Below are 26,378 nucleotides of genomic sequence, written 5' to 3' on the forward strand. Positions count from 1 at the left end.
TTACATTTGTTCAAACAAATCATAATGGCTATAACGATGACGGGGGCCATTCACCCCCACGGCACTACACTGAAGCATGAGCAAGATCCACAGCATCCTCGCCGCCACCGACCTGTCCACGCCCGCCCGCCATGCGGCCGAACGCGCGGCGCAGATCAGTCAACAGCATGGCGCTCCCTTGTGCCTGCTGCACGTGGCCAACCTGGCCCCCTTGCAGCGCTTGCGCCAAATGCTCACCAGCAGCCATGAGTCGGTCGAGCAAAAAGTGCTGGCCACCGCCCGCGAACGCCTGCAAGCCCAGGCCGATGCCTTGCACGCGCAATACGGCGTCGGTGTGGATGACCGTCTGGTGGTGGGTTCCCTGATCACCGAAATCCGCACCGTCGCCGATGAACTGGCCTCGGGCCTGCTGGTGTGTGGCGCCCGCGGCGAAAGCCTGCTGCGACACCTGCTGCTGGGCTCCACGGCCGAGCGCATGCTCAGCAACACCACCCGGCCCTTGCTGGTGGTCAAGCAGGCGCCCCATCAGGCTTACAAGACCGTGCTGGTGCCGGTCGACTTCTCGGCCTCATCGGTGCGAGCCCTGCGGCAGGCCCGCATGCTGGCGCCGCAGGCCCAACTGATCGTGCTGCATGTGTTCGAAGTGCCCTTCGAAGGTCACCTGCGATACGCCAACGTCGACGAAGACACCATCAACCACTATCGCGTGGCGGCCTTGCAGGAGGCCTCCCAGCGTCTGCAGGTGCTGTGCCATGACGCGGGCCTGAGTGCGGCGGACAGCCGACAGGTCGTCATCCAGGGCGACCCGGCCACCCGCATCCTCGAGCAGGAGGTGGAGCAAGACTGTGACCTCATCGTGCAGGGCAAGCACGGCGAGAACGCTGTCGAGCACCTGATCCTGGGCAGCGTCACCAAGCAGGTGCTGGTCGAGTCCCAGGCCGACGTGCTGGTGTCCGTCTGAGCCTGCAACGCCCGTCGTCAGCGCAAAAAAAGCCCGTCTCGAGGACGGGCATCAAACGCTCTCGCGGCAAGCAACACAAACTCGTTCAACTGCTCAGCGCCTCTTCGCGCTCGAACACATCGTCTCTCATGTGTGAGAGCGGCGATGTCTTGTCGGCGGCCTCTTCCTGCTTGTCCAACGGACGGCACACACGGCTTTGCAGGTGATTGAGGCGCTCGGAGCGCTCCATGGCCGCCAGCACTGCCTCGGGATCCATCATCAAGGCGAAGGGATTGGCGTGAAGACTGATCTTTTGCATGGAACCTCCTGTGTGGTGAACCAGGGCGGAGGTCGCTTCACAAAGCGTTCCGCCTGTAGGAAATTCTCTGCCAATCGCTGTAATGCGGACGTGGGCTAACCCTCAGTGTGCACGCACGAGTGAGAACAAATCCTCAAAGTTGGCCGAAGTGATGCGGCCTACGTCGTTGACGTCAAGACCCTTCAACTCAGCGAGTTGACGCGCCACAAAGGGCACGTAAGCCGGCGAGTTGGTTTTGCCGCGATGCGGTGCGGGCGCCAGGTACGGGCTGTCGGTCTCGATCAGGCAACGCTCGATGGGCACGAAGCGCGCCACCTCGCGCAGGTCGGCCGCGTTCTTGAAGGTGAGGATGCCGGAGAAGGAAATCATGAAGCCCAGGTCCAGTGCGGCGCGGGCCACGGCTTCGTTTTCGGTGAAGCAGTGGAACACGCCACGCACCTCGCCCTGCCCTTCTTCCTTGAGGATGGCGAGCGTGTCGTCGCTGGCCATGCGGGTGTGGATCACCAACGGCAAACCGGTCTGGCGCGCGGCGCGGATGTGCACGCGAAAGCGCTCACGTTGCCATTCCATTTCGTCGACGCTGCGCTCGCCCAGGCGGTAGTAGTCGAGCCCGGTCTCGCCGATGCCCACCACGCGCGGCAGCGCTGCACGGCTCACCAGGTCTTCGAGCGTGGGCTCCTGCACGCCTTCGTTGTCGGGGTGCACGCCCACGGTGGCCCAGAAATTGTCGTAGCGGGTGGCGAGGTCATGCACCTGCGGAAACTCTTCCAGCGTGGTGCTGATGCACAGGGCGCGGTCCACGCCCGCCTCGCTCATTTCGGCGCGCAGGGCGTCGAGCGTGTCAGCGTATTGCGGAAAGTTCAGGTGGCAGTGCGAATCGACAAACATGGTGCGCGAGGGCAAAAACGGGTCAGCAAACCCGTGATCTTGCCTCAAAGCCGGTCACAGTGTTTGCGTGGGCTTGCTCGACGAGATGTTGGTGCCGAGGATCTCTTCGATCTTCAGGCGCAGCAGGCGAGTCTTCTCGTCAGCGGGGAAGCGGACACCGACGCCTTGCGTGCGACCACCCGACGCGTTGGCCGGCGTGATCCAGGCCACTTTGCCGGCCACGGGGTAACGCTGGTTGTCGTCGGGCAGGCTGAGTAGCAGGTAGACGTCATCGCCGAGCACGTACTCGCGCGTGGTGGGCACGAACAGCCCGCCATCGGTGAAGGCCGGAATGTAGGCGGCATACAGCGCACCCTTTTCACGGAAGACCAGCTGGATGACGCTGGGGCGGCCTGGCGCCGAGCCCGCTGCACCAGCTGCCGGCCCCGTGGTGGGACCGAGTTTACCCATCGCGCTGGGCGCGAAGGCGGAAGGCATGCTGGTGCTTTGAAACTCACTCATGATTCAATAAGTGTAACGCTACCGTTGCGATCACAACCACGTATTTCACCGTAGCGTTGCCCGTGCGGGGCGCGGACGCATGATGGCGCGCGCCTGCAGCAGCAAGGTCTCGATCTTGAGGTTCTGGTTCCAGGGGTGCTCAGCGTGGCGGGCCACCTTGCCCAGCTCTTGCGACCAGGTGGTGAGCAGGCTCAGCTCGGGCGGCGCAGGCAGGCTGGCGGCCGGGAAATACCGCGGCGCTGCGCCCTGGGCGGCACAGGCCAGGTCGTGACAGAGCTTTTGCAGGGTCTCGACCACCAGCGGCAAAGGCCATTGGTTCAAGGCGGTGGCCGTGCCATGCAGCAGGGCCTGAGGCAGCTGAGGCCAGGCACGCGCGTCCAGGCCCAGTTGCTGGCGGTCGCGGGCGGTCAAGGGCTGTCCACCGGCGGCGGCCAGCAACACCTTGGCGTCGTCCAGGCTCATGCCCTCGGTCTGGGCCTGCAGCCATTGGGCGGCCGGCGCCGCATCGGGCATGGGCAGACGCCAGGCCTGGCAGCGGCTGCGGATGGTGGGCAACAGCTGGTCGAGCGTGGCACCGCTAAGCACGAAGCGCACCTGCCCCGGCGGCTCTTCCAGGGTCTTGAGCAGGGTGTTGGACGCGATCAGGTTCATGCGCTCGGCCGGGTGAATCAACACCACCTTGGCCCGCCCACGCGAGGCCGTGTGCTGCGAAAACTGCACCACCGCCCGAATGGCATCGACCTTGATTTCCTGGCTGAGCTTCTTGCTCTTGCCCTCGCTCTTCTCGGTCGCCTTGTCGCCGCCCTCGTCTGCGCCGCTGGACTGCCAGCCCAGCGAGGCCTGCAGCGCTTCGGGCAGGATGACCTGCAGATCGGGGTGAGAGCCGGCCTCGATCAGACGGCAGCTCGGGCACTGGCCGCACGCGACGTGCGGGGCCGAGCCCTCCGGCTGTGCCTCGCACAACCAGCTGCGCGCCAGTGCCAGCGCGAATTCGAACTGGCCGACGCCCTGCGGGCCGTGCAGCAGCACCGCATGGTGGCCGCTGAGCTGCTGCAAGGCGGCCTGCAGTGGCTCCTGCAACCAGGGCCACAGCGGCGCGCGCGATCCCTCACTCATGCCACACCTCGGGCGGCCAAGGCCTGGCCGATGGCGCGCGCCACGATGTCTTGTGGCTGGTCAGCCTGAATCAGCACGAAGCGCTCGGGGTGCTGGGCCATGCGACTCAGGTACATCTCGCGCACGCGCTCGAAGAAGGCATGGTCCTGCGCCTCGAAGCGGTCGGGCTGGCGCGCACCGGCCAGTCGGGCGGCCGCCACGGCAGGCGGCAGATCGAACAGGAAGGTCAGGTCGGGCTGGCGGCTGCCTTGCACCCAGTTCTCCAGCGTCGTCAGCACCTTCAGGTCGAACCCACGACCACCACCCTGGTAGGCAAAGGTGGCATCGGTGAAACGGTCGCACAGCACCCAGGCGCCACGCGCCAGCGCCGGTTCGATGACCTGGGTCAGGTGGTCGCGGCGCGCGGCGAACACGAGCAGCGCCTCGGTGAGCGAGTCCATGGGTTCGTGCAGGAACAGGCCGCGCAGTTGCTCGGCCAACGGCGTACCGCCGGGCTCGCGTGTGCGCACCACTTCATGTCCGGCTTCGCGCCAGGCGCGCTCCAAGGCGTCGAGGTGGGTTGTCTTGCCCGCGCCGTCAATGCCCTCGAACGTGATGAAACGACCTGTGCTCATGGGTTCTTCCTGGGCGTGCGTTGATATTGATTCACCGCACGATTATGTTCGTCCAGTGTGGCGCTGAAGGCGCTGCTGCCATCCCCGCGCGCCACGAAATACAGGGCCTTGGTCTGGGCCGGACGCACCGCGGCCATCAAGGCGGCCTTGCCGGGCATCGCAATGGGCGACGGCGGCAGGCCGCGACGCGTGTAGGTGTTGAAGGGCGTGTCGGTGCGCAGGTCGGTGCGGCGCAGGTTGCCGTCAAAGCGCTCGCCCAGGCCATAGATCACGGTCGGGTCGGTCTGCAAGGGCATGCCGATGCGCAGGCGGTTGGCAAACACCCCGGCAATCAGGGGGCGGTCGGCGTCCTGGCCGGTTTCCTTTTCAACGATCGAGGCCAGGATCAGCGCCTCGTCGGCGTTCTTCAAGGGCGTCTGGCTGTCGCGTTGCGCCCACGCGGCTTCCAGGTGTTTTTGCATGGCGTGCTGGGCTCGGCGCATCACGGCCAGGTCGGTGTTGCCCTTGGCATAGGCATAGGTGTCGGGGAAGAAGCGGCCTTCAGCAGGCACGCCGGGCATGCCCAGCGCCTCCATGATCTCCTGCGAGGTCCAGTTGCGCGTCGTGGGCTGCAATCCCTCGGCCTTGGCCAGCTCTTCGCGCCAGCGCTCGAAGGTCCAGCCCTCGATCAGCTTGACGCGCGCCAGGCTTTCATCGCCCTGCACCATCATGCGCAAAAGGTCGCGGGCGCTGGCGCCTTGCTGGATTTCGTAGCTGCCGGCGCGAATCTGCCGCGACTGCCCCGACCAGCGAAACCACTGGTACAACAGCTCGGGCGAGGTCCGCACCCCGGCTTCGTTCCAGCCGCGAGCCACCTCGCGGGGGCTGCTGCCCGCCTCCACCGAATACTCCACCGTGGCCGAGCTCAGAGGCAAGGGCTGGCTCAACCACCACCAGGCCCCTCCAGCGACCAACGCCGTGAGCACAAGCAGCAGGGCCAGCAAACGGGCGAGGATGCCGCCGTGTTGGCGCACAAAGCGTGGGGGATAGGGCAAAGCGGTGGAATGATTCATGGCGACCGTGATGATAATGAGGCCATGAGCGAGATCCATCTTCCCGACCCAACTTCCTGGTCTGGCGCCGTGCTGGTGTCTGATCTGGGCGTCATCCAGGCCCAAGGCGACGAGGCTGCCGCGTTTCTGCATGGCCAACTCAGTCAGGACGTCAACAGCCAGACGGCCACCCAGGCCCGCCTGGCCGCCTATTGCTCGGCCAAGGGCCGCATGCTGGGCAGCTTGCTGAACCTGCGTCCGCAGCCTGATCGGCTGTGGCTGCTGGCCGATCGCGACACCGTGCCCGCTCTGGTCAAGCGCCTGTCGATGTTCGTGTTGCGCGCCAAAGCCAAGCTGACGGACGTCTCGGACAGCGTGTCGGTGCTGGGCATCGTGGGTACCTCGGCCAGCAGCGCCTTGGGTGCGGCCCTGGACACGGCCCCCTGGTCGGTACAGAGCGTGGCAGACGGCCAACTGGTGCGCCTGCCTGATGTGCTGGGTGTGCCGCGCTGGCTGTGGGTGGGTGAGGCAGCGGCCGCACAGGCCTGCGCGGCCAAGGTGCCCGCCCTGCCCCTCGAACAATGGCAATGGCTGGATGTGATGAGCGGCATTCCGCGCGTGCAGCAGGCCACGGTCGATCAGTTCGTGCCGCAAATGATCAACTTCGAACTGATCGGCGGGGTGAATTTCCAAAAGGGCTGCTACCCCGGCCAGGAGGTCGTGGCACGCAGCCAGTACCGCGGCACCACCAAACGCCGCGCCTTCATCGTCCATGCCAGCGAGGCACTCGCACCCGGGCAGGAGCTGTTCAGCGAGGCCGACCCCGGACAACCCGCTGGCGTGGTCATCAATGCGGCGCCCATCCCGGGGGTAGCGCCTCACAGCAGCGCGCTGGTCGAACTCAAGCTGGCTGCGCGTGGCACCGCTTTGCGCGCCGGCAGTGCCGAGGGCATGCCCGTGCAGTTGGGCGCCCTTCCTTACAGCTTGCCGACCGACGACGCCAGCGAGTGACATGTCCCGCAGCCTCGGGCTGACGATGCCGACGGCTGCCGCAACCAGAAGTTGTGTCAAATAGTTAACGAGAGTGCGCACGGCGATGGTGCGCGTGCACATCACCGACGCGGAAAACCGGGGCCTTGCGCTAGTCTGCAAGGCATTGTTGTTTCTCGATCGGATTGATGCCTTCGCCTGCAGGCCCGCGCGCCCTCTTCATTTACTACCGTGTGTCCCAGACACGCCGTGCCGAGGCCTACGCGGCCATCACGGCCCTGCAACAGACCCTGATGCGTCGCCTGCCCGGTGTGCAGGCCCGCCTGTGGTGCAGGTCGGATGAGCACGCCGCCGATGCGCCCGAGCAGACGTGGATGGAGGTCTACGAGCACTCGGAAGGCGTCGACGCGCTGTGCGAGCAGGTGTTGCTGAGCCTGGTGCAGGCGCTGCCTGCCGGGCTGATCGGCCCGCGTCACGTGGAATCCTTTGTCCCCATGGGCAGCGCTGTCGCGCCCAACTGCACCTCGGAGGCCTGAACCATGTGTCTGGTGGCCTTCGCGCTCGATCAAAGCAGTCGCTACCCCTTCGTGCTCGCCAGCAACCGCGACGAGTTCTACGACCGGCCCGCGGCCCGTCTGGCCTGGTGGCAGCCTGAAAGCGGCGGCCCGGCCATCCTGGGGGGACGTGACCTGTCCGAAGGGGGTACCTGGCTGGGCCTGACGGCTTCCGGCCGCCTCGGCCTGGTGACCAATGTGCGCAACCCGGCCAAGCTGGACCCTTCGGCCCCCTCACGTGGCCACCTCGTCACCCAATGGCTGCAGGGCGACATGATGATGAGCCATCTGTGGCCGCGCATGGCCATGACCGGCTACAACGGCTTCAACATGGTGGCGCTGGACTTTGCCGACGGCGAGTGCTTCTGGCTGAACAACGAGCGGCTGTATCCGGAGCGCCTGCACAAGGGCGTGTTCGGCCTGTCGAACGCCGAATTGAACACGCCCTGGCCCAAGGTGACGGCGCTCAAAGCCCGCCTCAAGGCGGCGATCCCCGCCGCGGTGGATGCCGATGATCTGGCCAACCGACTCTTTGGCGCCTTGTCCGACCCCACGCAGGCCGCTGACGCAGACCTGCCTCACACCGGTGTCACGCCCGAGTGGGAAAAAATGCTGTCATCGGCCTTCATCAAGGCGCCCGAGTGGCGCTACGGCACGCGTGCGTCCACCGTCATCATCACCGAGCGGGTGAACAAGCGGTTGGTGACCCATGTGATGGAGCGCACCTTCAGCCCTCACTCATCGGTGGCGCTGATGCGCCGCGTCACGCTCAAGAACTGGCCGCCGCGTCACACCATGGACAGCGCCGAGGTGGCACGCCTCAGTGCCAGCTTGCCGCCACCGTCGGTCCGCAAGGAAGACAGCTTCGAGAGCAGTGAGGTGCAGGAGCAGGACAACCATGTGCTGTCTACCGACACGCCGGTGCGCAAGCCACGGGCCCGCAGCCTGATCAAGCGCAACCCGGGTGCCCTCACAGGCGAATGACCATGCGCTGGTGGGGAATGCCCACCTCATCAAACACCGGCCCTTCGGGCACGAAACCCAGCTTCTCGTAAAAGCCCCGGGCGTTGGCCTGCGCATGCAGAGCCAGATGGTGCAGGTCGCGCCGACGCGCCTCCTCCATCAGAACGCGCAGGACACGCTCACCCAGGCCGGCGCCCCGACTGCAGCGCAGCACCGCCATCCGACCGATCTTGGCGTGCCCGGCAGGCAGCCCCGCATGGATCAGCCGCCCAGTGGCCAGTGGCAGGCCCGCGAGGTTGCTGACCACCGCGTGCACCGACGTGGCATCGTCCGTGTCCCACTCCTCGGCTTCGGGAATGCCTTGCTCGCCGATGAACACCGCCTGGCGCACGGACGCAGCACCTGGCTGCAAGGTGGCCCAGTCACCCACCTCGACGCGGTAGACCGGCTCACGGGCAGCGAAAGCCGCCAACTGGTCGCGCATGGCCTGCGGGACAGCGGCGGGCACACGGGTCTGGCGGTCCACATAGACGTTGACCACCTCCCCCGTGACCAGCAGGCGCCCTTGCGTCCAGATGGCCCAGACGACCGTGATGGACGAATGCCCGATGCGCTCGCAACGCAGGCCAATGTCGAGCCAGTCGTCCATGCGCGCGGGCGCGTGGTACTCGATCAGGTTGCGACGCACGAACATGTCGCCCTGGTGGAAGGCCAACGCATCGGGAAAAGGCAGACCGGCATGGCGCCAGAACTCCGTGATGGCCACATCCAGGTAGGTCAGGTAGTGGCCATTGAAGACCACCTGCTGCCCATCCACCTCGGCCCAACGAACGCGCAAACGATGGATGAAGGTGAAGTCAGCTGGGGTGGTCATGGGGTGGATCAGCGAAGTTCTCGTCGCAAGATCTTACCCACAGGGGTCTTGGGCAATTCGGTGTCGCGGAATTCCACCACCCGCGGGATCTTGTAGCCCGTCAGGTTCTGACGGCAGTGCTCGATGATGGCTTCCTTGGTCAGCGTGGGGGTGCGGGGCACGATGATGACCTTGACGCGCTCGCCGGCAACCTCGTCGGGCACGCCCACCGCCGCCACTTCCTTGACATCCGGGTGCATGGCGATGACGTCTTCGATCTCGTTCGGGTACACGTTGAAGCCCGAGACCAGGATCATGTCCTTCTTCCGGTCCACGATCTTGAGGAAGCCCCTCTCGTCCATCACCGCCACGTCGCCAGTGGCCAGCCAGCCTTCGCTGTCGATGACTTTCTCGGTCTCTTCGGGGCGGTTCCAGTAGCCCTTCATCACCTGTGGGCCGCGCACGCACAGCTCGCCGGGCTCGCCGATGTCGGCCCACGTGCCGTCGTCACGGCGGCAGCGCACTTCGGTCGAGGGCACGGGCACACCGATCGAACCGGTGAACACCGGGCGCGGCTGACTCAGGTCCACGGGCGCCTGGGTCACGATGGGCGAACACTCGGTCAGGCCATAGCCCTCCACGATGGGGCACTGGGTGACCTGGGCCCAGCGCTCGGCGGTGCTGCGCATCAGGGCCATGCCGCCGGCGATGGGCAGCTTGAGTTTGGAGAAGTCGAGCTTGGCGAAAGCCGGGTCTTCCAGGAAGGAAGCGAACAAGGTGTTCACGCCCGTGATGCCCGAAAACTTCTCGTTCTTGAGGATCATCATCACCCGCTTGGTGTCGCGCGGGTTGGCCACCAGGATGTTGCGACCGCCCAGGGCCATGAAGATCAGGCCGTTCACCGTCAGCGAGAAGATGTGGTACATCGGGATGAGCGTGACCACGGTCTCGGTCTCGTCCGTCAGTTGCCCTTCGGCAAACGCCAGCGCCTGCTGACAGTTGGCCAGCACATTGCGGTGCGTCAGCATCGCGCCTTTCGAGACGCCAGTCGTGCCGCCGGTGTACTGCAAGAAGCCCAGGTCATCGGCCTGCACGTCCGCCGGCTTGAACTTGGCCTTGGCTCCTTCCTTGAGCACATCGCGCATCCAGCGGGCACCCGGCAGGCTGTACTCGGGCACCATCTTCTGCACGCGGCGCAGCACGAAGTTCAGCAAACGCCCCTTGGCGTTGATGAAGCCGTCGGACAGCAAGTCGCCAATCTGCGTCAGCACGATGCGCTTGAGCTTCGTGCCGGGCATGGCGTCCTGCAAGGTCTTGGCAAAGGTCTCCATCACGATGATGGTTTCCGCGCCGCTGTCGTTGAGCGCGTGGGCCAGCTCCCGCGAGGTGTAGAGCGGGTTGATGTTGACCACCACGGCCCCCAGCTTGAGCACCGCGAACAGGGCCACCGGGTACTGGAAGGTGTTGGGCAGCATGATGGCCACCCGATCGCCCTTCTTGACGCCCTGGCTCTGCAGCCAACCGGCAAAGGCCGTGACCAGCCGATCCAGCCGGTCGTTGCTCATCTCGGTGCCAATGCTGACAAAGCCCGGACGGTGGCGGAACTTCTCGATGCACTCGTCGAAGTAATGCCCCAGCGAGCGGTACTTGTTGACATCGATGTCGTGCGCCACCCCCTTCACGTAAGACGACAACCAGATGCGGTTGGTCGACCCATCAGGGTTGACGATGGACTGGCCTGCTGGGCGGACGGCGGCGGCAACGCTGGCGTTCATGCGAATCTCCTCGGGTACTGCGGCGGACGGTACGAATGGCGGTGATGCGAGTGGCGACGAGGAGCTTGGCTCAGCGCTCCAGGATGGCGACCACGCCCTGCCCCCCTGCGGCGCAGATGGAAATCAAGCCGCGGCCCGACCCCTTTTGCGCCAGCATCTTGGCCAGCGAGGCCACGATGCGCCCACCGGTGGCCGCGAAGGGATGGCCGGCAGCCAGCGAGCTGCCATTGACGTTGAGCTTGCTGCGATCGATGGCACCCAGCGGCTTGTCCAGACCCAGACGCTCCTTGCAGTACTTCGGATCTTCCCAAGCCTTCAGGGTGCACAGCACCTGGGCGGCAAAGGCTTCGTGAATTTCGTAGAAGTCGAAATCCTGCAGGGTCAGGCCGGCGCGTTGCAGCATGCGTGGCACGGCGTAGGCTGGCGCCATCAACAGGCCTTCCTTCTTGTTGAAGAAGTCCACCGCGGCCACTTCGCTGTGCGTGATGTAGGCCTGCACAGGCAGCTTGCGTGCTGCGGCCCATTCTTCGCTGGCCAGCAGCACGGCCGAGGCGCCGTCGGTCAAAGGCGTGGAGTTGCCGGGGGTCAAGGTGCCCTGGCCCGGCGCCACCTTCTTGTCAAAGCAGGGCTTGAGCGAGCGCAGCTTTTCGATGGTCAGGCCTTCACGCAGGTTGTTGTCCTGGCTCACACCCTTGAAGGGGGTGATGAGGTCAGCCATGAAGCCTTCCTTGTAGGCACGCGCCAGGTTGGCGTGGCTGGCGCAGGCCAGTTGGTCCTGCTCTTCGCGCGGGATGTTCCATTCGCGCGCCATCAGCTCGGCGTGCTCACCCATGGAATAGCCGGTACGGGGCTCACCATTGCGGGGAATGGCCGGCTTGACCAGCATGCTGGGGCGGATCTTGGAGAGCACCTTCAACTGCGCCACGGTGCCCTTGGCACGGTTGGCCTCCATCAGGATCTTGCGCATCTTTTCGTTGATGCCGATGGGGGCGTCGGAGGTGGTGTCCACGCCGCCGGCAATGCCGGATTCGATGTGACCCAGTGCGATCTTGTTGGCCACCAGCATGGCCGCTTCCAGGCCGGTGCCGCAGGCCTGTTGCAGGTCGTAGGCCGGAGTTTCAGGGGCCAGCGTGGTGGACAGCACCGACTCGCGCACCAGGTTGAAGTCGCGGCTGTGCTTCATCACGGCGCCGGCGGCCACGTCACCCAGGCGTTCGCCATGCAGGTGGAAGCGGTCGACCAGGCCTTGCAGCGTGGCGGTCAGCATCTCCTGGTTGGACACGTTGGAGTAGACCGTGTTGGAGCGGGCGAAGGGGATGCGGTTGCCGCCCAGGATGGCGACGCGACGGATGGTGTTGCTCATGGGTGAAAGTCCTTGAAACTGATGAAGGGGGGTCAGCAGGCGTCAGTACGTGACCCGGCCGCGCAAATGAGGTTTGTCGCCACGGGCGTTGCGCACCTCGAAGATCGCGCCGTGCTCGTCGCGCACGGCCCACAGCGAGGCGCGTGCCGGCAGGAACAGCGGCGTTTTGAACTCGACCTGCACCGAGGCATAGGCCACGTCTTCACGTGGCAGCAAGGTGCTCAGGGCCTTGGCCTTGGTCCACATGCCGTGCGCCACGGCACGGCGAAAGCCCAGGAACTTGGCCGTGATGGCTGACAGGTGGATGGGGTTGATGTCGCCCGACACCAAGCCGTAGCGACGGCCGATGCCGGAGTCGGCATAGAAGTCCGCCTGGCGCGCCAGTGGCGGCAGCTCGCCGAGCGCGCTGACATAGGGCGCGCCCTGAGGCTGCCTCACGCCCATGCGCAGCAGGGTCCAGGCGCTGTCCCACACCAGTTGCCCGTCGCGCAGGGCGCGGGCGTGCAAGGTGAAGACCTGCCCCTTCTCGTGCTTGAACAGCTCCCCCGTCTGCACTTCAATGCGCAGTGCATCACCGGGCTGCACACGCTGGTGCAAGGTGGCACTGTTGGCCAGATGCACGATGCCCATGGCCGGCCACGGGAAGCGCTTGCTGCCAAACAGCATCATGGCCAGCGGGAAGGCCTCCATGTGCAGGAAGAGCATGGGCACGCCATGCGCTTTCTGGAAGCCGCACACCTTGGCATAGGCCTGGGCCTTCTTGCCGTCCACCACCACATGCGGGCGCACATAGGTGACCTGCGGCAGGGACTCGACCACCCCGGGGCGCTTGGTGCTGGAGCGCAAGGCCCCCAGGTTCAGACTCAAGGGGCTGGGCAGCTTGTTGACTTCGATGATCTTCATGGCCGTGCGCCTCGGGGTGCTGTGAAGATCAGGCGCCGATCAGGCTCTGGCCACACACACGGACCACATTGCCCGTGATGCCGCTGGAAGCGGGGTTGGCGAACCAGCCAATGGCCTCAGCCACGTCCACGGGCTGACCGCCCTGGCTCATGGAGTTCATGCGGCGCCCGGCTTCGCGGATGGCGAACGGGATGGCGGCCGTCATCTGGGTTTCGATGAAGCCGGGGGCCACCGCGTTGATGGTGATGCCCTGCTTGGCGAAGATCGGGGCGCTGCTTTGCACCATGCCGATCACGCCCGCCTTGGAGACGGCGTAGTTGGTCTGGCCCATGTTACCGGCGATGCCCGAGATGGACGACACGCAGACGATGCGGCCACCGGCCTTGAGCGCACCGGATTCGACCAGGGCCTCGTTGATGCGCTCCTGCGTGGACAGGTTGACGTTGACCACCAGCTGCCAGATTTCGGGCTTCATGTTGGCGATCGTCTTGTCGCGGGTGATGCCGGCGTTGTGCACGACCACATCCCAGCCACCCTGGGCCTTGGCAGCATCCACCAGCTTTTGCGGGGCTTCGGTCGAACCGATGTCCAGGGCCAGTGCGGTGCCGCCAATCTTCTTGGCCACTTCATCGAGACCGGCCTGTGCCTGCGGCACGTCCAGGCAGATCACCTGGGCGCCGTCGCGGGCCATCACCTCGGCAATCGACGCGCCAATGCCGCGGGACGCCCCGGTCACCAGCACCTTCTTGCCGGCCAGGGGCTGCTGCCAGTCAGCGGGCGACTGCGAGGCACCCACGACCTGACCGATGCGGATCACCTGGGCCGACACATAGGCCGAACGCGGCGACAGCAGGAAACGCAGCGTGGACTCGATCTGGTCTTCGGCGCCTTCGGCCACGTACACCAGCTGGGCGTTGCTGCCCTTCTTCAATTCCTTGCCCAGCGAACGGGTCAGGCCTTCGAGCGAACGCTGCACGGTGGCCTGGCGCGGCGAGGCACAGCCTTCAGGCGGACGGCCCAACACCACCACGCGCCCGCAAGGCAGCAGCGAGCGAGCGGTGTCGTGGAAGAACCAGTACAGCGCGTCCGACTGGGTGCTGTCGGTCAAACCGGTGGCGTCGAACACCAGCGCCTTGACCTTTTCGCCGCCCTTGCCGGCACCGCCCCACCGGCCAGTCGTCAAGCCGGCCTGGTTGCCAATGCTCACCCACTGGGGCAGACGCTCGTGCGCCAGCGTTTGGGCACCAATGGCCTTGAACACCTTGGCCAGGGCGGGCAACAGCGGCGCTTGTTCACCGCCGCCCACCAGCACCGTGCCCTGGATCACCGGCTGACCAGGCTGATAGCGTTCCAGCGGCAGCGGCTTGGGCAGGCCCAGCATGTTGACCAGCTTGGCGCCCAGGCCCGAATTGGCGAAGTCAAGGTATCCGTCACTCATCAGAACACTCGCAGAGAAAGGGGTCTGCGCCTGTATTCCCAGGCATCAGACCGGTTGAAAAACATCGCGGCCTTGCGAGCCGCATTCACAGTTGGATCAAGCTTCAGGCGTCAGGCGGGCCACCGCTGGCATCCGGACGATCGCGTCCAGCACCGTGGTGTCACCGGGCCCAGGCAGGGGCGCCTTCAGCGCTGCCACCATCAGGGAAATCAGGCGGGAGAGCAGCGTGACCTCCTGGTCGCCCTGCCCTTGGGTGAAGTCACGGATCAGCCGCTGGGTGTTGCCACCGGCCAGGATGCCGGACAGCGCGCCCATGGCGAAATTGAGGCGGAAACCCAGGTCTTCGCGGCTCAGTTCGGGCAGCGTGCGCTGGAAGGCCAGGAAGAAGCGGCCCAGGGTTTCGAGGTAATGCGTGTCGATGAACTCGCGCACCACGGGGGATGGGTCGGTGTAGGCGCGCCCCAGGAAGTGCAGGAAGCGCTCGGCATTCGGTGCACCGCTGCGCGACATGCGCACGGCCGGCAGGAACATGGCCACCAGCACGTGCTCGCAGGTCATGCGCTCCCCGAGATCGGTCTCCAGGGCGCCGAGCAAGGCCACACGGGCGTCGTTGAGCGGATCGAGCTGACGGGCCAGCACGGCCTGGATCAACGCATCCTTGCTGCCGAAGTGGTAGTTGACCGCCGCCAGGTTGACGCTGGCCGTGGTCGTGATCTGGCGCATCGACATGGCATCGAAGCCACCGGCCACGAACAGCGCCTCGGCCGCATCGAGGATGCGGGACTTGGTGTCGGCAGGGGTCAGGCGTGGGGTGGCCGCGGTCATGTGCGAAAGGTCTCCGAGATACAGACGTTTCAAACGCCCGTTTCATGCATGAAGCGTATCGTATGACACAGCTTTGACCATGGGGCAAACCAGCAGGTACTTTTTAGTGGGAACCCCCTGCTTTGAGGGGAGAATCGTCCGTCGGCTTTTGATCCCGCCACCCTCTTCATCCCCTACAGCGCCATGGCCACCATCCTGTACCTCACCCAGATCCAGTTCGAGTTCGGCGCCATCCGCCAGCTCGCTGCCGAGTGCGAACGCATCGGCATCCGTCGTCCCCTCGTTGTGACCGACGCAGGTGTGCGGGCAGCGGGCGTGCTGCAGAAGGCACTGGACGCACTGGCCGACCTGCCGGTGACCGTGTTCGACCAGACCCCGCCCAACCCGACCGAGGCGGCCGTGCGCGCGGCGCACGAAGTCTGGCAAGCGGCGGGCTGTGACGGCCTGATCGCCGTGGGCGGTGGCTCCAGCATCGACCTGGCCAAGGGCCTGGCCATCATGGCCACCCACCCCGGCCCCCTGACCACCTACGCCACCATCGAAGGCGGCTCACCCAAGATCACCGCGGCCGCCGCGCCCCTGATCGCGGTCCCGACCACCGCCGGCACGGGCAGCGAGGTTGCGCGAGGCGCCATCGTCATCGTGGACGACGGCCGCAAGCTGGGTTTCCACTCCTGGAACTTGATGCCCAAGGCCGCCATCTGCGACCCGGAACTGACCCTGGGCCTGCCCCCAGCCCTGACGGCGGCCACCGGCATGGATGCGATCGCGCACTGCATGGAAACCTTCATGGCGCCCGCGTTCAACCCGCCCGCCGACGGCATCGCGCTGGACGGCCTGGAGCGCGCCTGGGCCCACATCGAACGCGCCACGCGCGACGGCAGCGACCGCGAGGCCCGTCTGAACATGATGAGCGCGTCCATGCAAGGCGCGATGGCGTTTCAGAAGGGCCTGGGCGCCGTGCACAGCCTCAGCCACAGCCTGGGTGGCGTGAACCCCAAGCTGCACCACGGCACGCTCAACGCCATGTTCCTGCCGGCGGTCATCCAGTTCAACGCCGGCGCCGAGTCGATTCAGAAGGAGCGCCGTCTGGCCCGCATGGCGCACGCCATGGGCTTGGCCTCCGAGGCCGACATTCCCCAGGCCATCCGCGACATGAACGCCCGCCTGGGTCTGCCCAGCGGCCTGGCCGCCATGGGCGTTCAGCGCGAGTGGTTCGATCGCATCATCAGCGGCGCCATGGCCGACCACTGCCACAAGACCAATCCCCGCGTGGCCACGGCCGAGGAATACCGCGCCATCCTCGAAGCGTCGATGTGATCAGGTGGCCGTATCGAGCGAAGTGGTAGACGCCACCGGCTCCATGCGGCTGACCATCACCTGGTCGATCCGGTAGCTGTCCACGTCCAGCACCTCGAACTGGTAGCCCTCGCACACGACCTTGTCGGTGCGACGGGGCACGCGGCGCAGCATCACCATGATGAAGCCGGCCAAGGTTTCGTATTCCTCCTGGCTGGGCAGGCTGTCCAGATCCAGCGCACGCAGCACATCCTCGATCGGCGTGACGCCGTCGATCAGCCAGGAGTTGGCATCGCGACGCACGATCTGCTCTTCGTCCTGCGGGCCCACCAGGCCACCCATCACCGTGCTCATCACGTCGTTGATGGTGATGATGCCCACGACCAGGCTGTACTCGTTGATGATGACCGCGAAGTCCACATAGGCCTGGCGGAACTGCATCAGCACCTCGGACAAGGTCAGACGGTCGGGCACCGTCAGCACCTTCTTGACCAGGCCGTCGTTGTCACGCAGGCTGATGGGCAGGCCCTTGAAGGCCAGACTCAGCAGGTCTTTCGAGTCCACATAACCGACCACATGGTCGATGTCGCCATCGCAGACCAGGTAGGTGGAGTGTGGGTACTGGTCGATGCGGGCCCGGATCAGCGCCTCGCTGTCGTCCAGCATCAGGTGCACGATGCTGTCGCGCGCGGTCATGGAGCTGGTGACCAGGCGGGTGTCCAGCTCGATCACGTTTTCGATGACCTGGTGCTCTTGCGCCGCGAGCACACCGGCTTCCGCGCCTGCGGCCGCCATGGCCAGGATGTCGTCCGAGGTCACGCCCTCGTCGCGGCGATCGGGCAAGCCCAAAAGACGGAACAGCCCTTCCGACATGCCCTTGAACAGCCAGACCAGCGGGCGCACCACGCGCTGAAACAGGTGCATGGGTCCGACCACCCGCAGGGCCACCTGCTCGGGGGCCGACATGCCCAGACGCTTGGGAAACAGGTCGGCCAGCAAGATGAACAAGCTGGTGACGACCACGAAGGACACCACCGCGGCAACCGTGCTGGCCTGGCTCTCGCTCAAAGGCAGTGCAGCCAGCAGCGGGTGCAACAGCGGCGCAAAAGCCCCCTCCCCCACGACGCCACCGAGGATGGCGACGGTGTTCACGCCGATCTGGATGGCGGTGAAAAAGTCACCGGGCTCGTCCTGCACCGCCAACACCTTGGCCGCACGCGCCTCGCCTTGCTCCAGCATCTGGCGCAGCCGCAGGCGGCGGGAGGCCGCGACCGACAACTCGGCAATCGCAAAGAAAGCACTGGCGGAAATCAGGGCGGCAATGAGCAACAGGCTGCTAAGGGTGTCCATGCGTTCAAGTGTAGCGAGCCTGCCTGGCTCACGTCATGACATCACAGCGGCAACACCTCGCCAACAGGGCTGCCCCGCCGCAACCAGTCCTGCCACTCATCGGCCAGTTGCGCGGCCTGCGCCACGGCCTGCGTCCAGGCGCGCACACGGGCCTCGCGGTCCAAGCCCGTGAAGTCCTTGCGATCGGGCAGCTTGCGGCCCGGAAGGGTCTCCACCCAGGCCGGGTTGGGCGCCAGCAGCACCATGTTGTCCAGCCAGGGCGTGGCGCCATGCCGCCATTTCCAGGCCTTGTCCAGCCAGCCCGGCACCACCTGCTTCTGGAAATGCGGATACAGCACCAAGCCAGGCTGCATGGCCGCGTAATGCCAGTGGAAGTGGTAATCCACGATGCCGCCGTCCCAGTGCGAGCCCGACACCGCGCCGGGAATGTCCCGCACGGCCTCCAGCATGAAGGGGATCGAGCAAGACGCCAGCATGGCCGGGATGAAGTTACCCGTATTCAGCTCAACGCGCCCTGTGGGCAGGTCGCGCAATGGCACGGGCAAAGCCTCGCCCGGCGTCGAGAACACCGTGCGCTCCAGAAACAGGCCCACCGCCTTGCGCGACACCGCATTGCCCAAGGCCAGACCGGTAAAGCCCAGCATGGTGCGTGACGGGGTGGCCTGACGCAGCACCTGCCGGCCGCGCGACGTCAGCACATGCAGGCGATAACGAGGGTGACTCAGGATGCCCGGCACTTCCTCACCGAAGAAGCCGTTCAAGGTGTCGGTGAAGCCCTGCGTCACGCGGCGAGGCGACGGCATCTTGCGACCCGCCTCCGGCTCGATGTGCTGCGCAATGTAGCCATGGGCCAGGTCGGCAAACGAGCGCACCGGATCGGCCATGCCCGCCGTGGCCATGCGCCAGGCGCCAATGGAGGCACCCACCAGGTGAACCGTGTGGCTCCCTTGCGGCAACCAGTGCCCGAACAGATGCCGGTCCAGGTGATTGAGGATGAGGCCCTTGGGGCCACCGGCCGCCGCCGGAACGACGCGGATGTCGCTGGGCTGCAGCCCGTTCGCCTCAATGTGTCGCCGGGCGCGTTCGCCCACGTGGATGTGCAAGGCTTTCATGGGCGGCAAGGATAGCGCAGCGACCTGCGCCGATCCGTGAGGCGCACCGCGTCAGAACAAGGGCAAGGCACTGCCCTCGGCGCACACCGCCAGCCACGCCCTCGCCGCATGCGACATGTGCCGCTCTGGCACCCACACCTGCCCCACACGCCAACTCACCTCGGGTTCGCACAAGGGACGGATCACCACGTCGGCCGGCAATCGCAGCCGTTTGAGCAAGGGCTCCGGCATCAGGGCCGTGCCCAGACCGGCCATTGCCATCGACAACAGAAAGTCCCACTGTCCGCTCTGCGCCACGATCACGGGCTCGACCCCGGCCTGGATGAAGCCCGTGCGCAAGCGCTTGGTCAGGGCGTAGTCTTCACTGAACATCAACAGCGGCTCCTGATCCAGCGTCGCCAGCGTCGGCTGCTCCACCCGAAACCACGACGATGCAGGTGTGCCGACCAGGCAGATGGGGAAGCGGCCCAGCTCCGTGCTGGTCAAGCCACTGTCGGCGGGCACCGGCAACACCGTGACGCCCACCTCTAACTCGCCCGCCAGCACCCGCTGCTCGATCACCTGCCCCCCGGCCTCCTGGGCGTGAAACTTGATCTGCGGATAGCGCTCTTTGAAACGCTTGATCAAGGGCGGGAAGAACAGATTGACCATGGGCGGGATGCCCACCGTCACCTCCCCACGGACCAGGCCACTCAGGTCGGCCACATCCTGTGTCAGGCTCCTGACCACCCCCAGTGCCTCCTGCCCCCGCTCGAAGACGATCTTGCCGGCGTCGGTCAGGCGCACCCCTCGCCCCTCGCGGATCAACAGGGGCTGGCCGATCTCCTCTTCCAGTTGGCGCACCATCTTGCTCACCGTGGACTGGGTCACACACAGGTGCTCCGCCGCGTGGGTGAAGCTGCTGTGACGCACGGTTTCAACAAAGTAACGCAGGGCTCGCAGGTCCATGATGCTCGACGCTCAATGACATTCGTTTTTCGACTGGATCTCATGAATATAAGTCGCCCCGCGACTATATGTCCGTTTTTATACTGATTTCCACATTGCACGCCGGCAAGGCATCGGCGTGTACGCCCCACTGGAGACACCATGTACGAAGACCGCATCCGTCTGGCTCGCCTGCGCGACAAGATCATGTCCGCGCACGACGCCGCCACCCTGTTCGAAAACGGCATGACCGTGGGCATGAGCGGGTTCACCCGCGCCGGCGACTGCAAGGCCGTGCCGCTGGCGCTGGCCGACCGCTCCCGCCAGGAACACCTGCAGATCACCCTGATGACGGGCGCCTCGCTGGGCAACGACACCGACAAGATCCTGGCCGAAGCCAACGCCATCTCGCGCCGTCTGCCCTTCCAGGTCGACGCCACGCTGCGCAAGAAGATCAACAACGGCGAGGTGATGTTCCTTGACCAGCACTTGTCCGAAACCGTCGAGCAGCTGCGCTCGGGCCAGTTGGCGCCGGTGGACATTGCCGTGATCGAAGCCTCGTCCATCACCGAAACCGGCGCCATCGTGCCGACCACCTCGGTGGGCAACTCGGCCAGCTTCGCCATCCTGGCCAAGAAGGTCATCATCGAAATCAACCTGAAGATGCCGGTCGAGCTCGAAGGCCTGCACGACATCTTCATCCCCACCTACCGTCCGTACCGCCAGCCCATCCCGCTGATCAATCCCGAACAGCGCATCGGCGTGCCCTTCATCCCCATTGACCCGGCCAAGATCGCGGCCATCGTCATCACGGAGAAGGACGACAGCCCATCCAACATCCTGCCGCCCGATGAGGAAACCAACGCCATCGCCGGCCACCTGGACCAGTTCCTGCGCCATGAGGTGAAGATGGGCCGCCTGTCGGCCTCGCTGCAGCCCCTGCAATCGGGCATCGGCACCATCTCGAACGCCGTGCTGACCGGCCTGATCGAGTCGCCTTTCCACGACCTCAAGATGTACTCCGAGGTCCTGCAAGACAGCGCCATCGAGTTGCTGGACAGCGGCCGCCTGAGCTTCGCCTCGGCCTCGTCCATCACCCTGACCAAGCCGACCTACGAGCGCGTGCTGGGCAACATCCAGAACTACAAGTCGCGTCTGGTGCTGCGCCCGCAAGAGGTGTCCAACCACCCCGAGGTGATCCGTCGCCTGGGCCTGATTGCCATCAACACGGCGCTGGAGTGCGACATCTACGGCAACATCAACTCCACGCACGTCAACGGCACGCACATGATGAACGGCATCGGCGGCTCGGGCGACTTTGCCCGCAACGCCCACCTGTCGGTCTTCGTGACCAAGTCGATGGCCAAGCACGGCGCCATCTCGTCCATCGTGCCCATGGTCACCCACGTGGACCACACCGAGCACGATGTGGACGTGATCGTCACCGAGCACGGCCTGGCAGATCTGCGTGGCCTGGCGCCGCGCGAACGCGCCGCCGTCATCATCGCGAACTGCGTGGACCCGAGCTACCGCGGCATGCTGCAGGACTACTTCAAGGCCGCCACCCAGCGCGGCGGCCACACGCCGCACCTGCTGGAAGAAGCCTTTGCCTGGCACACGCGCTTCCAGAAGACCGGCAGCATGCGCTGACAGGCCCCGCCTGACAGCAGGGGTGATGCCTGCGTGCCAGAATGAGGCATGAGCCAGCAGTCGACTCAGACGCCTCCTAAGCGCACCATCATCCCCATTCACATTGCGCCACAAGCGCCATGTTGTGCCCCCTCTTCGCCCACCGATCACGGTGACGACCACGGGCACACTGACAGCTGCGGCGGTCCTGCCACCCAGGCCGCACAGCTTGTCTCCCCCGCCTCTCAGGAAGCCCCGCCCGATGCCGCCCAAGTGCGCTACCGCATCGAGCAGATGGACTGCCCCACCGAAGAGCGCCTGATCCGCAACAAGCTCGAGCCCATGCCCGGCATCGTACGGCTGGACTTCAACCTCATCGGGCGCGAGCTCACGGTCTATCACCGGCTGAACGATCTGCATCCGGTCGAGGAAGCGCTGATCGCCATCGGCATGGGCCCTCACCTGATCGAAGCAGGCCAACGCCAGACGGCCTTGCCCCCTGCCCTGCCCATGCGGGCGCGCCTGTGGCTGGCCGTCTCCGGGGTGGCCGCCGTCGCAGCCGAAGCCACCGCCTGGATCACCGGCAACGAGCATCACCCTCTGGGTGCCGTGCTGGCCGTGGTCGCCATCCTCACCAGCGGCCTACCCACCCTGAAAAGGGGCTGGATCGCGCTGCGCCACTTCACGCTCAACATCTACTTCCTGATGACGCTGGCGGTCGGCGGCGCCCTGATCATCGGTCGCTGGTCGGAAGCCGCGATGGTGGTCTTCCTCTTCGCCCTGGCCGAAGCCATCGAAGCCCTGTCGCTGGAACGCGCCCGCCACGCCATCCAGTCCCTCTCGGCCCTCGCGCCCGACACTGCCCAGGTCTGGCTCGGCAGCAATTGGGTCAGCCAACCGGTCGAGCAGGTCCGCATCGGCGCCCGCATCCGTGTGCGCGCCGGCGAGCGCGTGCCGCTCGACGCCCGCGTCACACAGGGGCAGGCTGCGCTCAATGAAGCCCCGATCACGGGTGAGAGCCTGCCCGTCGACAAGCAAGAAGGCGACACCCTCTATGCCGGCACCATCGTCACCAACGGCGTGCTCGAAGCCCTGGTCACGGCCGCCGCCAGCGACAGCACCCTGGCCCGCGTGGCACGTGCCATCCAGGAAGCGCAGTCGCAACGCGCCCCCATGCAGCGCTTTGTCGATCAGTTCGCGCGCTACTACACCCCCATCGTCGTGCTGCTGGCGTTGGCCACCGCCGTGCTCGGCCCCCTGCTCACCACGCAAGGCTGGCTGCACTGGGTCTATCAGGCCCTGGTGATGCTGGTCATTGCCTGCCCTTGTGCGCTGGTGGTGTCCACCCCGGTGACTGTCGTCAGTGGCCTGGCCGCGGCGGCACGTCGCGGCATCCTGGTCAAAGGCGGCGCACACCTGGAAGGCGGTCGCCTGCTCAAGGCCATCGCCCTGGACAAGACCGGCACCCTCACCCACGGCAAACCTGCCCTGACTCTGGTGCGCTCACTGGGCACCTTGAGCGACACCGAAGCCCTGCGCCTGGCCGCCAGCCTGGATCACCACAGCGCGCACCCGGTCGCACAAGCCGTGGTCCAAGCCTGGCAGGCGCGCGCCGCCGGGCAACCGCCCCTGTCCGACGTCACTGCCTTCCACAGCATGCACGGCCTGGGAGTGCGGGGTGACATCGACCAGCAAACCTGGCACCTCGGTAACCACCGTCTGCTCGAAGACCTCGGCCTGTGCTCCCCCGCCCTCGAAGCCCAACTGGCCGAGATCGAGCAAACCGGCCAGACCGCCCTCATCCTCATCAACCGCGCCGGCCCACAGGCCTTGCTGGCCGTCTCCGACACCCTGCGACCGGAATCGGCCGACGCCGTGCGTCAACTCCAGGAACTGGGCATTCACCCCGTCATGCTCAGCGGCGACAACGCCCTGGCCGCCCGCCACATGGCCCAGCAGGCCGGCATCGACGATGCACGCGGCAACCTGCTCCCCGATGACAAGCTGAAGGCCATCGAAGACCTCATCCGCGAACACGGCCACGTCGGCATGGTGGGCGACGGTGTCAACGACGGCCCCGCCCTGGCGCGGGCGCACATCGGCTTGGCCATGGGCGCCGCCGGCACCGCCACGGCCCTCGAAGCCGCTGACGTCGCCATCATGGACGATGACCCACGCAAGATCGCCACCTTCGTGCGCCTCAGCCACCGCACCTCGGCCGTGCTGAAGCAGAACATCGCGCTGGCGCTGGGCATCAAGCTGGTCTTCTTTGCCCTGGCGCTGACCGGTCACGCCACCTTGTGGATGGCCGTCTTTGCAGACATGGGCGCCAGCCTGATCGTGGTGTTCAACGGCCTGCGACTGCTGCGCTTCAAGGACTGAGCAGGTCTTACGACCTCAACGTCTCACTCAGACAAGCGCACACAGCAAAACGCCTGGCTTCCACCGGGCGTTTGTCGTTTCACCATCCACCCATTGCAGCCTTGTCGTGCCACCGTGGGTTATTGTTCATCAGCGCTTGGTTTGCAACTTGGCAAACGCTGCGGCCATGGCCGACTGACCCGGAGCAGCCCCGCCAGCAGCGCCCGCCCCGCGGCCGCCGCCTTGCACACGCTCGTTGCGCGCTGCTGGGCGGAAACCGCTGTCGCGCCCGGTCCCAGCCGCCTTCGGCCCCGTGGCCGCATCCAGCTTCATCGTCAGTGAAATGCGCTGGCGTGACAGGTCCACTTCCAGCACCTTCACCTTCACGATGTCGCCGGTCTTGACCACCTCACGTGCGTCGGTGACGAACTTGTTTGACAACTGGCTCACGTGGACCAGGCCGTCCTGGTGCACGCCCAGGTCCACGAAGGCGCCAAACTGCGCCACGTTGCTGACCGTGCCCTCCAACACCATGCCTTCCTTCAGATCCTTGATGTCTTCGACGCCATCGTTGAAGCGGGCCACCTTGAAGTCCGGGCGCGGGTCACGGCCGGGCTTCTCCAGCTCACCCAGAATGTCCTTCACGGTGATGACACCGAACTTGTCGTCGGCAAACAGTTCCGGCTTGAGGCTGCGCAGCACATCGCTCTTGCCCATCAGCTCGCCAATGGGCTTACCGGTCGTCGCCAGCATCTTCTCCACCACCGGATAGGTTTCCGGGTGCACCCCGGTCACATCCAGCGGGTTGTCGCCATCGCGAATGCGCAAGAAACCAGCGGCCTGCTCGAAGGTCTTGGCCCCCAAGCCCGCCACGTCCATCAACTGCTTGCGGTTGCGGAACGCGCCATTGGCATCGCGCCAGCGCACGATGCTGTTGGCCACCGCGGTGCTCAAACCCGACACCTGGGCCAGCAAAGGCGCCGAAGCCGTGTTCAGGTCCACCCCCACCGAGTTCACGCAGTCTTCGACCACCGCGTCCAGCGTGCGCGCCAGCTCGCTCTGGTTGACGTCGTGCTGGTACTGCCCCACGCCAATGCTCTTGGGGTCGATCTTCACCAGCTCGGCCAGCGGGTCTTGCAGGCGGCGGGCAATCGACACCGCGCCGCGCAGGCTCACGTCGAGATCTGGCAATTCTTTCGACGCGAACTCCGACGCCGAATACACCGACGCACCCGCTTCCGACACCACGACCTTCTCGATGTGCGTGCCCGGCGCCAGTTGCTGGATGCGCTTGATCAAGTCGGCGGCCAGCTTGTCGGTCTCACGGCTGGCCGTGCCATTGCCAATGGCGATCAGGTTCACGCCATGGGCGGCGCACAAACGCGCCAGCGTGTGGATCGAGCCTTCCCAGTCCTTGCGCGGCTCATGCGGGTACACGGTCGAGGTGTCCAGCACCTTGCCGGTGTCGCTCAGCACCGCCACCTTCACACCGGTGCGGATGCCGGGGTCCAGGCCCATCACCACGCGCTTGCCAGCCGGTGCGGCCAACAACAGGTCGCGCAGGTTCTCGGCAAACACCTTGATGGCCGTGGCTTCGGCCGCCTCACGCAGGCGCGCAAACAGGTCTCGCTCCAGGCTCAGCGACAGCTTCACCTTCCACGTCCAGGCAATGCACTTGCGGATCAGGTCGTCGCTGGGACGCTTGCTGTGGCTCCAGCCCAAGTGAACGGCAATGCGACCCTCGGCCAGAGAAGGCTTGCCGGGCACCACTTCTTCGTCCAACACCAGCTTGGCGTCGAGGATCTCTTGCGTCCGACCACGGAACACCGCCAACGCGCGGTGCGAAGGCACGGTGCGGATCGGCTCGTCGTAGTCGAAGTAATCGCGGAACTTGGCCACGTCCGGATTGTTCTCGTCCTTGCCGGCCATCAGCTTCGACTGGAACAGCCCTTCCGACCACAGCCAGTCGCGCATCTTGCCGATCAGGGTGGCGTCTTCGGCCCAGCGCTCCGACAGGATGTCGCGCACACCGTCCAGCACCGCAAAGGTGTCTGCAAAGCCTGCATCGGCGTTGACGAACCCAGCGGCCTCGGCCTGCGGGTCCAGCGTCGGGTCGGCAAACAGCTTGTCCGCCAGGGGCTCAATACCCGCCTCGCGGGCGATCATGCCCTTGGTGCGGCGCTTGGGCTTGTAAGGCAGGTACAGGTCTTCCAGCTCCTGCTTGGTCGGCACGGTTTCGATCGCGGCACGCAACTCGGGCGTCAGCTTGCCCTGCTCCTCGATGCTCTTGAGCACCGCGGCACGGCGGTCTTCCAGTTCACGCAGATAGCCCAGGCGGGCTTCCAGGTCACGCAACTGCGTGTCGTCAAGGCCATCGGTGGCCTCCTTGCGATAACGGGCAATGAAAGGCACCGTCGCACCGCCATCCAGCAGTTGCACGGCAGCATTGACTTGCGCGGGGCGGACATTGAGTTCCGCCGCCAGTTGCATCAGGATCTTGTCCAAGCTCGGCCTCGTTCAGAAACGTTCACACGGGTGGGACTTTGCCAGTGACCACAGGCACGCCCAACCCAGCTACAGGGGGCGCAGTTTGCCATACCGACACTTCCGAACGCCGGCCCGGCCGG

23 protein-coding genes are annotated in these 26,378 nt (G+C 65.7%); 7 read left to right on the forward strand and 16 right to left on the reverse strand.

The window, feature by feature from the left end:
• The first annotated feature begins 76 nt into the window (after positions 1–76).
• Positions 77–961, forward strand: a complete 885-nt coding sequence (locus tag RBT42_RS00400; protein WP_320361583.1) for a universal stress protein — start codon at positions 77–79, stop codon at positions 959–961.
• Between the two features lie 85 nt (positions 962–1,046).
• On the opposite strand, the gene RBT42_RS00405 is transcribed toward RBT42_RS00400, so the two are convergent.
• The 6 genes from RBT42_RS00405 to mltG form a co-directional block, all read right to left on the reverse strand.
• Positions 1,047–1,259 carry a hypothetical protein gene (locus RBT42_RS00405; protein WP_320361586.1) on the reverse strand — a complete coding sequence of 71 codons (213 nt, stop codon included), beginning with the start codon at positions 1,257–1,259 and terminating at the stop codon, positions 1,047–1,049.
• A 102-nt stretch (positions 1,260–1,361) separates the two neighbouring features.
• On the reverse strand, positions 1,362–2,147 hold the full coding sequence (locus RBT42_RS00410) for a TatD family hydrolase (RefSeq protein WP_320361588.1): 786 nt from the start codon (positions 2,145–2,147) through the stop codon (positions 1,362–1,364).
• A 54-nt stretch (positions 2,148–2,201) separates the two neighbouring features.
• Positions 2,202–2,597 carry a PilZ domain-containing protein gene (locus tag RBT42_RS00415; protein ID WP_320361883.1) on the reverse strand — a complete coding sequence of 132 codons (396 nt, stop codon included), beginning with the start codon at positions 2,595–2,597 and terminating at the stop codon, positions 2,202–2,204.
• A 96-nt stretch (positions 2,598–2,693) separates the two neighbouring features.
• Positions 2,694–3,764 carry a DNA polymerase III subunit delta' gene (gene holB, locus RBT42_RS00420; protein ID WP_320361590.1) on the reverse strand — a complete coding sequence of 357 codons (1,071 nt, stop codon included), beginning with the start codon at positions 3,762–3,764 and terminating at the stop codon, positions 2,694–2,696.
• Complete coding sequence (gene tmk / locus RBT42_RS00425) at positions 3,761–4,378, reverse strand: dTMP kinase (RefSeq protein WP_320361591.1); 618 nt, start codon at positions 4,376–4,378, stop codon at positions 3,761–3,763. Before tmk ends, holB begins: the two co-directional genes overlap by 4 nt.
• On the reverse strand, positions 4,375–5,430 hold the full coding sequence (gene mltG, locus RBT42_RS00430; RefSeq protein ID WP_320361593.1) for an endolytic transglycosylase MltG: 1,056 nt from the start codon (positions 5,428–5,430) through the stop codon (positions 4,375–4,377). Before mltG ends, tmk begins: the two co-directional genes overlap by 4 nt.
• 24 nt (positions 5,431–5,454) lie before the next feature.
• Between mltG and RBT42_RS00435 the strand changes: the two genes are divergently transcribed.
• From RBT42_RS00435 to RBT42_RS00445, 3 genes are all read left to right on the forward strand, one after another.
• Positions 5,455–6,420: a folate-binding protein gene (locus tag RBT42_RS00435; protein ID WP_320361595.1), complete on the forward strand. Its 966-nt coding sequence runs from the start codon at positions 5,455–5,457 to the stop codon at positions 6,418–6,420.
• Between the two features lie 167 nt (positions 6,421–6,587).
• A complete protein-coding gene (locus RBT42_RS00440) occupies positions 6,588–6,935 on the forward strand; it encodes a DUF4936 family protein (RefSeq protein ID WP_320361598.1) in 348 nt (115 codons plus the stop codon).
• A 3-nt stretch (positions 6,936–6,938) separates the two neighbouring features.
• Entirely contained in the window at positions 6,939–7,937 is a 999-nt protein-coding gene (locus RBT42_RS00445) for an NRDE family protein (protein ID WP_320361600.1), read from the forward strand.
• On the opposite strand, the gene RBT42_RS00450 is transcribed toward RBT42_RS00445, so the two are convergent.
• The 6 genes from RBT42_RS00450 to RBT42_RS00475 form a co-directional block, all read right to left on the reverse strand.
• A complete protein-coding gene (locus RBT42_RS00450) occupies positions 7,924–8,790 on the reverse strand; it encodes a YbgC/FadM family acyl-CoA thioesterase (protein WP_320361602.1) in 867 nt (288 codons plus the stop codon). The genes RBT42_RS00445 and RBT42_RS00450 overlap by 14 nt on opposite strands.
• 8 nt (positions 8,791–8,798) lie before the next feature.
• The gene (locus RBT42_RS00455) at positions 8,799–10,544 is read right to left on the reverse strand and encodes an AMP-binding protein (RefSeq protein ID WP_320361604.1); all 1,746 of its coding nucleotides are present in this window, start codon (positions 10,542–10,544) and stop codon (positions 8,799–8,801) included.
• Positions 10,545–10,614: 70 nt separating this feature from the next.
• On the reverse strand, positions 10,615–11,907 hold the full coding sequence (locus tag RBT42_RS00460; protein WP_320361606.1) for an acetyl-CoA C-acetyltransferase: 1,293 nt from the start codon (positions 11,905–11,907) through the stop codon (positions 10,615–10,617).
• Positions 11,908–11,949: 42 nt separating this feature from the next.
• Entirely contained in the window at positions 11,950–12,810 is an 861-nt protein-coding gene (locus tag RBT42_RS00465) for a MaoC/PaaZ C-terminal domain-containing protein (protein ID WP_320361607.1), read from the reverse strand.
• A gap of 28 nt (positions 12,811–12,838) precedes the next feature.
• On the reverse strand, positions 12,839–14,248 hold the full coding sequence (locus tag RBT42_RS00470) for a 3-oxoacyl-ACP reductase (RefSeq protein WP_320361608.1): 1,410 nt from the start codon (positions 14,246–14,248) through the stop codon (positions 12,839–12,841).
• A 96-nt stretch (positions 14,249–14,344) separates the two neighbouring features.
• Positions 14,345–15,073: a TetR/AcrR family transcriptional regulator gene (locus tag RBT42_RS00475; RefSeq protein WP_320361609.1), complete on the reverse strand. Its 729-nt coding sequence runs from the start codon at positions 15,071–15,073 to the stop codon at positions 14,345–14,347.
• A 183-nt stretch (positions 15,074–15,256) separates the two neighbouring features.
• Here RBT42_RS00475 and RBT42_RS00480 point away from each other — a divergent pair, with 183 nt between their 5' ends.
• Positions 15,257–16,393, forward strand: coding sequence for an iron-containing alcohol dehydrogenase (locus RBT42_RS00480; protein ID WP_320361610.1), 1,137 nt, complete (start codon positions 15,257–15,259; stop codon positions 16,391–16,393).
• Here RBT42_RS00480 and RBT42_RS00485 read toward each other — a convergent pair whose 3' ends face one another.
• From RBT42_RS00485 to RBT42_RS00495, 3 genes are read right to left on the reverse strand one after another with little or no spacing between them, the layout of a single operon-like run.
• Complete coding sequence (locus RBT42_RS00485) at positions 16,394–17,722, reverse strand: hemolysin family protein (RefSeq protein WP_320361611.1); 1,329 nt, start codon at positions 17,720–17,722, stop codon at positions 16,394–16,396.
• Positions 17,723–17,763: 41 nt separating this feature from the next.
• Entirely contained in the window at positions 17,764–18,834 is a 1,071-nt protein-coding gene (locus tag RBT42_RS00490) for a phospholipase (protein WP_320361612.1), read from the reverse strand.
• 51 nt (positions 18,835–18,885) lie between these two features.
• A complete protein-coding gene (locus tag RBT42_RS00495) occupies positions 18,886–19,782 on the reverse strand; it encodes a LysR family transcriptional regulator (RefSeq protein ID WP_320361613.1) in 897 nt (298 codons plus the stop codon).
• 141 nt (positions 19,783–19,923) lie between these two features.
• Between RBT42_RS00495 and RBT42_RS00500 the strand changes: the two genes are divergently transcribed.
• Both RBT42_RS00500 and RBT42_RS00505 read left to right on the forward strand, forming a co-directional pair.
• Positions 19,924–21,411, forward strand: coding sequence for an acetyl-CoA hydrolase/transferase family protein (locus tag RBT42_RS00500; protein ID WP_320361615.1), 1,488 nt, complete (start codon positions 19,924–19,926; stop codon positions 21,409–21,411).
• Between the two features lie 48 nt (positions 21,412–21,459).
• The gene (locus RBT42_RS00505) at positions 21,460–23,772 is read left to right on the forward strand and encodes a heavy metal translocating P-type ATPase (RefSeq protein ID WP_320361617.1); all 2,313 of its coding nucleotides are present in this window, start codon (positions 21,460–21,462) and stop codon (positions 23,770–23,772) included.
• A gap of 129 nt (positions 23,773–23,901) precedes the next feature.
• Here the strand turns inward: RBT42_RS00505 and RBT42_RS00510 are convergent, their stop codons facing one another.
• Positions 23,902–26,256 carry a Tex family protein gene (locus tag RBT42_RS00510; RefSeq protein ID WP_320361619.1) on the reverse strand — a complete coding sequence of 785 codons (2,355 nt, stop codon included), beginning with the start codon at positions 26,254–26,256 and terminating at the stop codon, positions 23,902–23,904.
• Positions 26,257–26,378 lie beyond the last annotated feature (122 nt).

The sequence above is a fragment of the Aquabacterium sp. genome (genome assembly GCF_034003525.1).
GTDB lineage: Bacteria > Pseudomonadota > Gammaproteobacteria > Burkholderiales > Burkholderiaceae_C > Aquabacterium.

Bases quoted from the DNA above. Each gene is read 5' to 3' on its own strand.
- RBT42_RS00400 (WP_320361583.1), top strand. From the start codon at position 77: ATGAGCAAGATCCACAGCATCCTCGCCGCCACCGACCTGTCCACGCCC.
- RBT42_RS00405 (WP_320361586.1), bottom strand. From the start codon at position 1,259: ATGCAAAAGATCAGTCTTCACGCCAATCCCTTCGCCTTGATGATGGAT.
- RBT42_RS00410 (WP_320361588.1), bottom strand. From the start codon at position 2,147: ATGTTTGTCGATTCGCACTGCCACCTGAACTTTCCGCAATACGCTGAC.
- RBT42_RS00415 (WP_320361883.1), bottom strand. From the start codon at position 2,597: ATGGGTAAACTCGGTCCCACCACGGGGCCGGCAGCTGGTGCAGCGGGC.
- holB (WP_320361590.1), bottom strand. From the start codon at position 3,764: ATGAGTGAGGGATCGCGCGCGCCGCTGTGGCCCTGGTTGCAGGAGCCA.
- tmk (WP_320361591.1), bottom strand. From the start codon at position 4,378: ATGAGCACAGGTCGTTTCATCACGTTCGAGGGCATTGACGGCGCGGGC.
- mltG (WP_320361593.1), bottom strand. From the start codon at position 5,430: ATGAATCATTCCACCGCTTTGCCCTATCCCCCACGCTTTGTGCGCCAA.
- RBT42_RS00435 (WP_320361595.1), top strand. From the start codon at position 5,455: ATGAGCGAGATCCATCTTCCCGACCCAACTTCCTGGTCTGGCGCCGTG.
- RBT42_RS00440 (WP_320361598.1), top strand. From the start codon at position 6,588: ATGCCTTCGCCTGCAGGCCCGCGCGCCCTCTTCATTTACTACCGTGTG.
- RBT42_RS00445 (WP_320361600.1), top strand. From the start codon at position 6,939: ATGTGTCTGGTGGCCTTCGCGCTCGATCAAAGCAGTCGCTACCCCTTC.
- RBT42_RS00450 (WP_320361602.1), bottom strand. From the start codon at position 8,790: ATGACCACCCCAGCTGACTTCACCTTCATCCATCGTTTGCGCGTTCGT.
- RBT42_RS00455 (WP_320361604.1), bottom strand. From the start codon at position 10,544: ATGAACGCCAGCGTTGCCGCCGCCGTCCGCCCAGCAGGCCAGTCCATC.
- RBT42_RS00460 (WP_320361606.1), bottom strand. From the start codon at position 11,907: ATGAGCAACACCATCCGTCGCGTCGCCATCCTGGGCGGCAACCGCATC.
- RBT42_RS00465 (WP_320361607.1), bottom strand. From the start codon at position 12,810: ATGAAGATCATCGAAGTCAACAAGCTGCCCAGCCCCTTGAGTCTGAAC.
- RBT42_RS00470 (WP_320361608.1), bottom strand. From the start codon at position 14,248: ATGAGTGACGGATACCTTGACTTCGCCAATTCGGGCCTGGGCGCCAAG.
- RBT42_RS00475 (WP_320361609.1), bottom strand. From the start codon at position 15,073: ATGACCGCGGCCACCCCACGCCTGACCCCTGCCGACACCAAGTCCCGC.
- RBT42_RS00480 (WP_320361610.1), top strand. From the start codon at position 15,257: ATGGCCACCATCCTGTACCTCACCCAGATCCAGTTCGAGTTCGGCGCC.
- RBT42_RS00485 (WP_320361611.1), bottom strand. From the start codon at position 17,722: ATGGACACCCTTAGCAGCCTGTTGCTCATTGCCGCCCTGATTTCCGCC.
- RBT42_RS00490 (WP_320361612.1), bottom strand. From the start codon at position 18,834: ATGAAAGCCTTGCACATCCACGTGGGCGAACGCGCCCGGCGACACATT.
- RBT42_RS00495 (WP_320361613.1), bottom strand. From the start codon at position 19,782: ATGGACCTGCGAGCCCTGCGTTACTTTGTTGAAACCGTGCGTCACAGC.
- RBT42_RS00500 (WP_320361615.1), top strand. From the start codon at position 19,924: ATGTACGAAGACCGCATCCGTCTGGCTCGCCTGCGCGACAAGATCATG.
- RBT42_RS00505 (WP_320361617.1), top strand. From the start codon at position 21,460: ATGAGCCAGCAGTCGACTCAGACGCCTCCTAAGCGCACCATCATCCCC.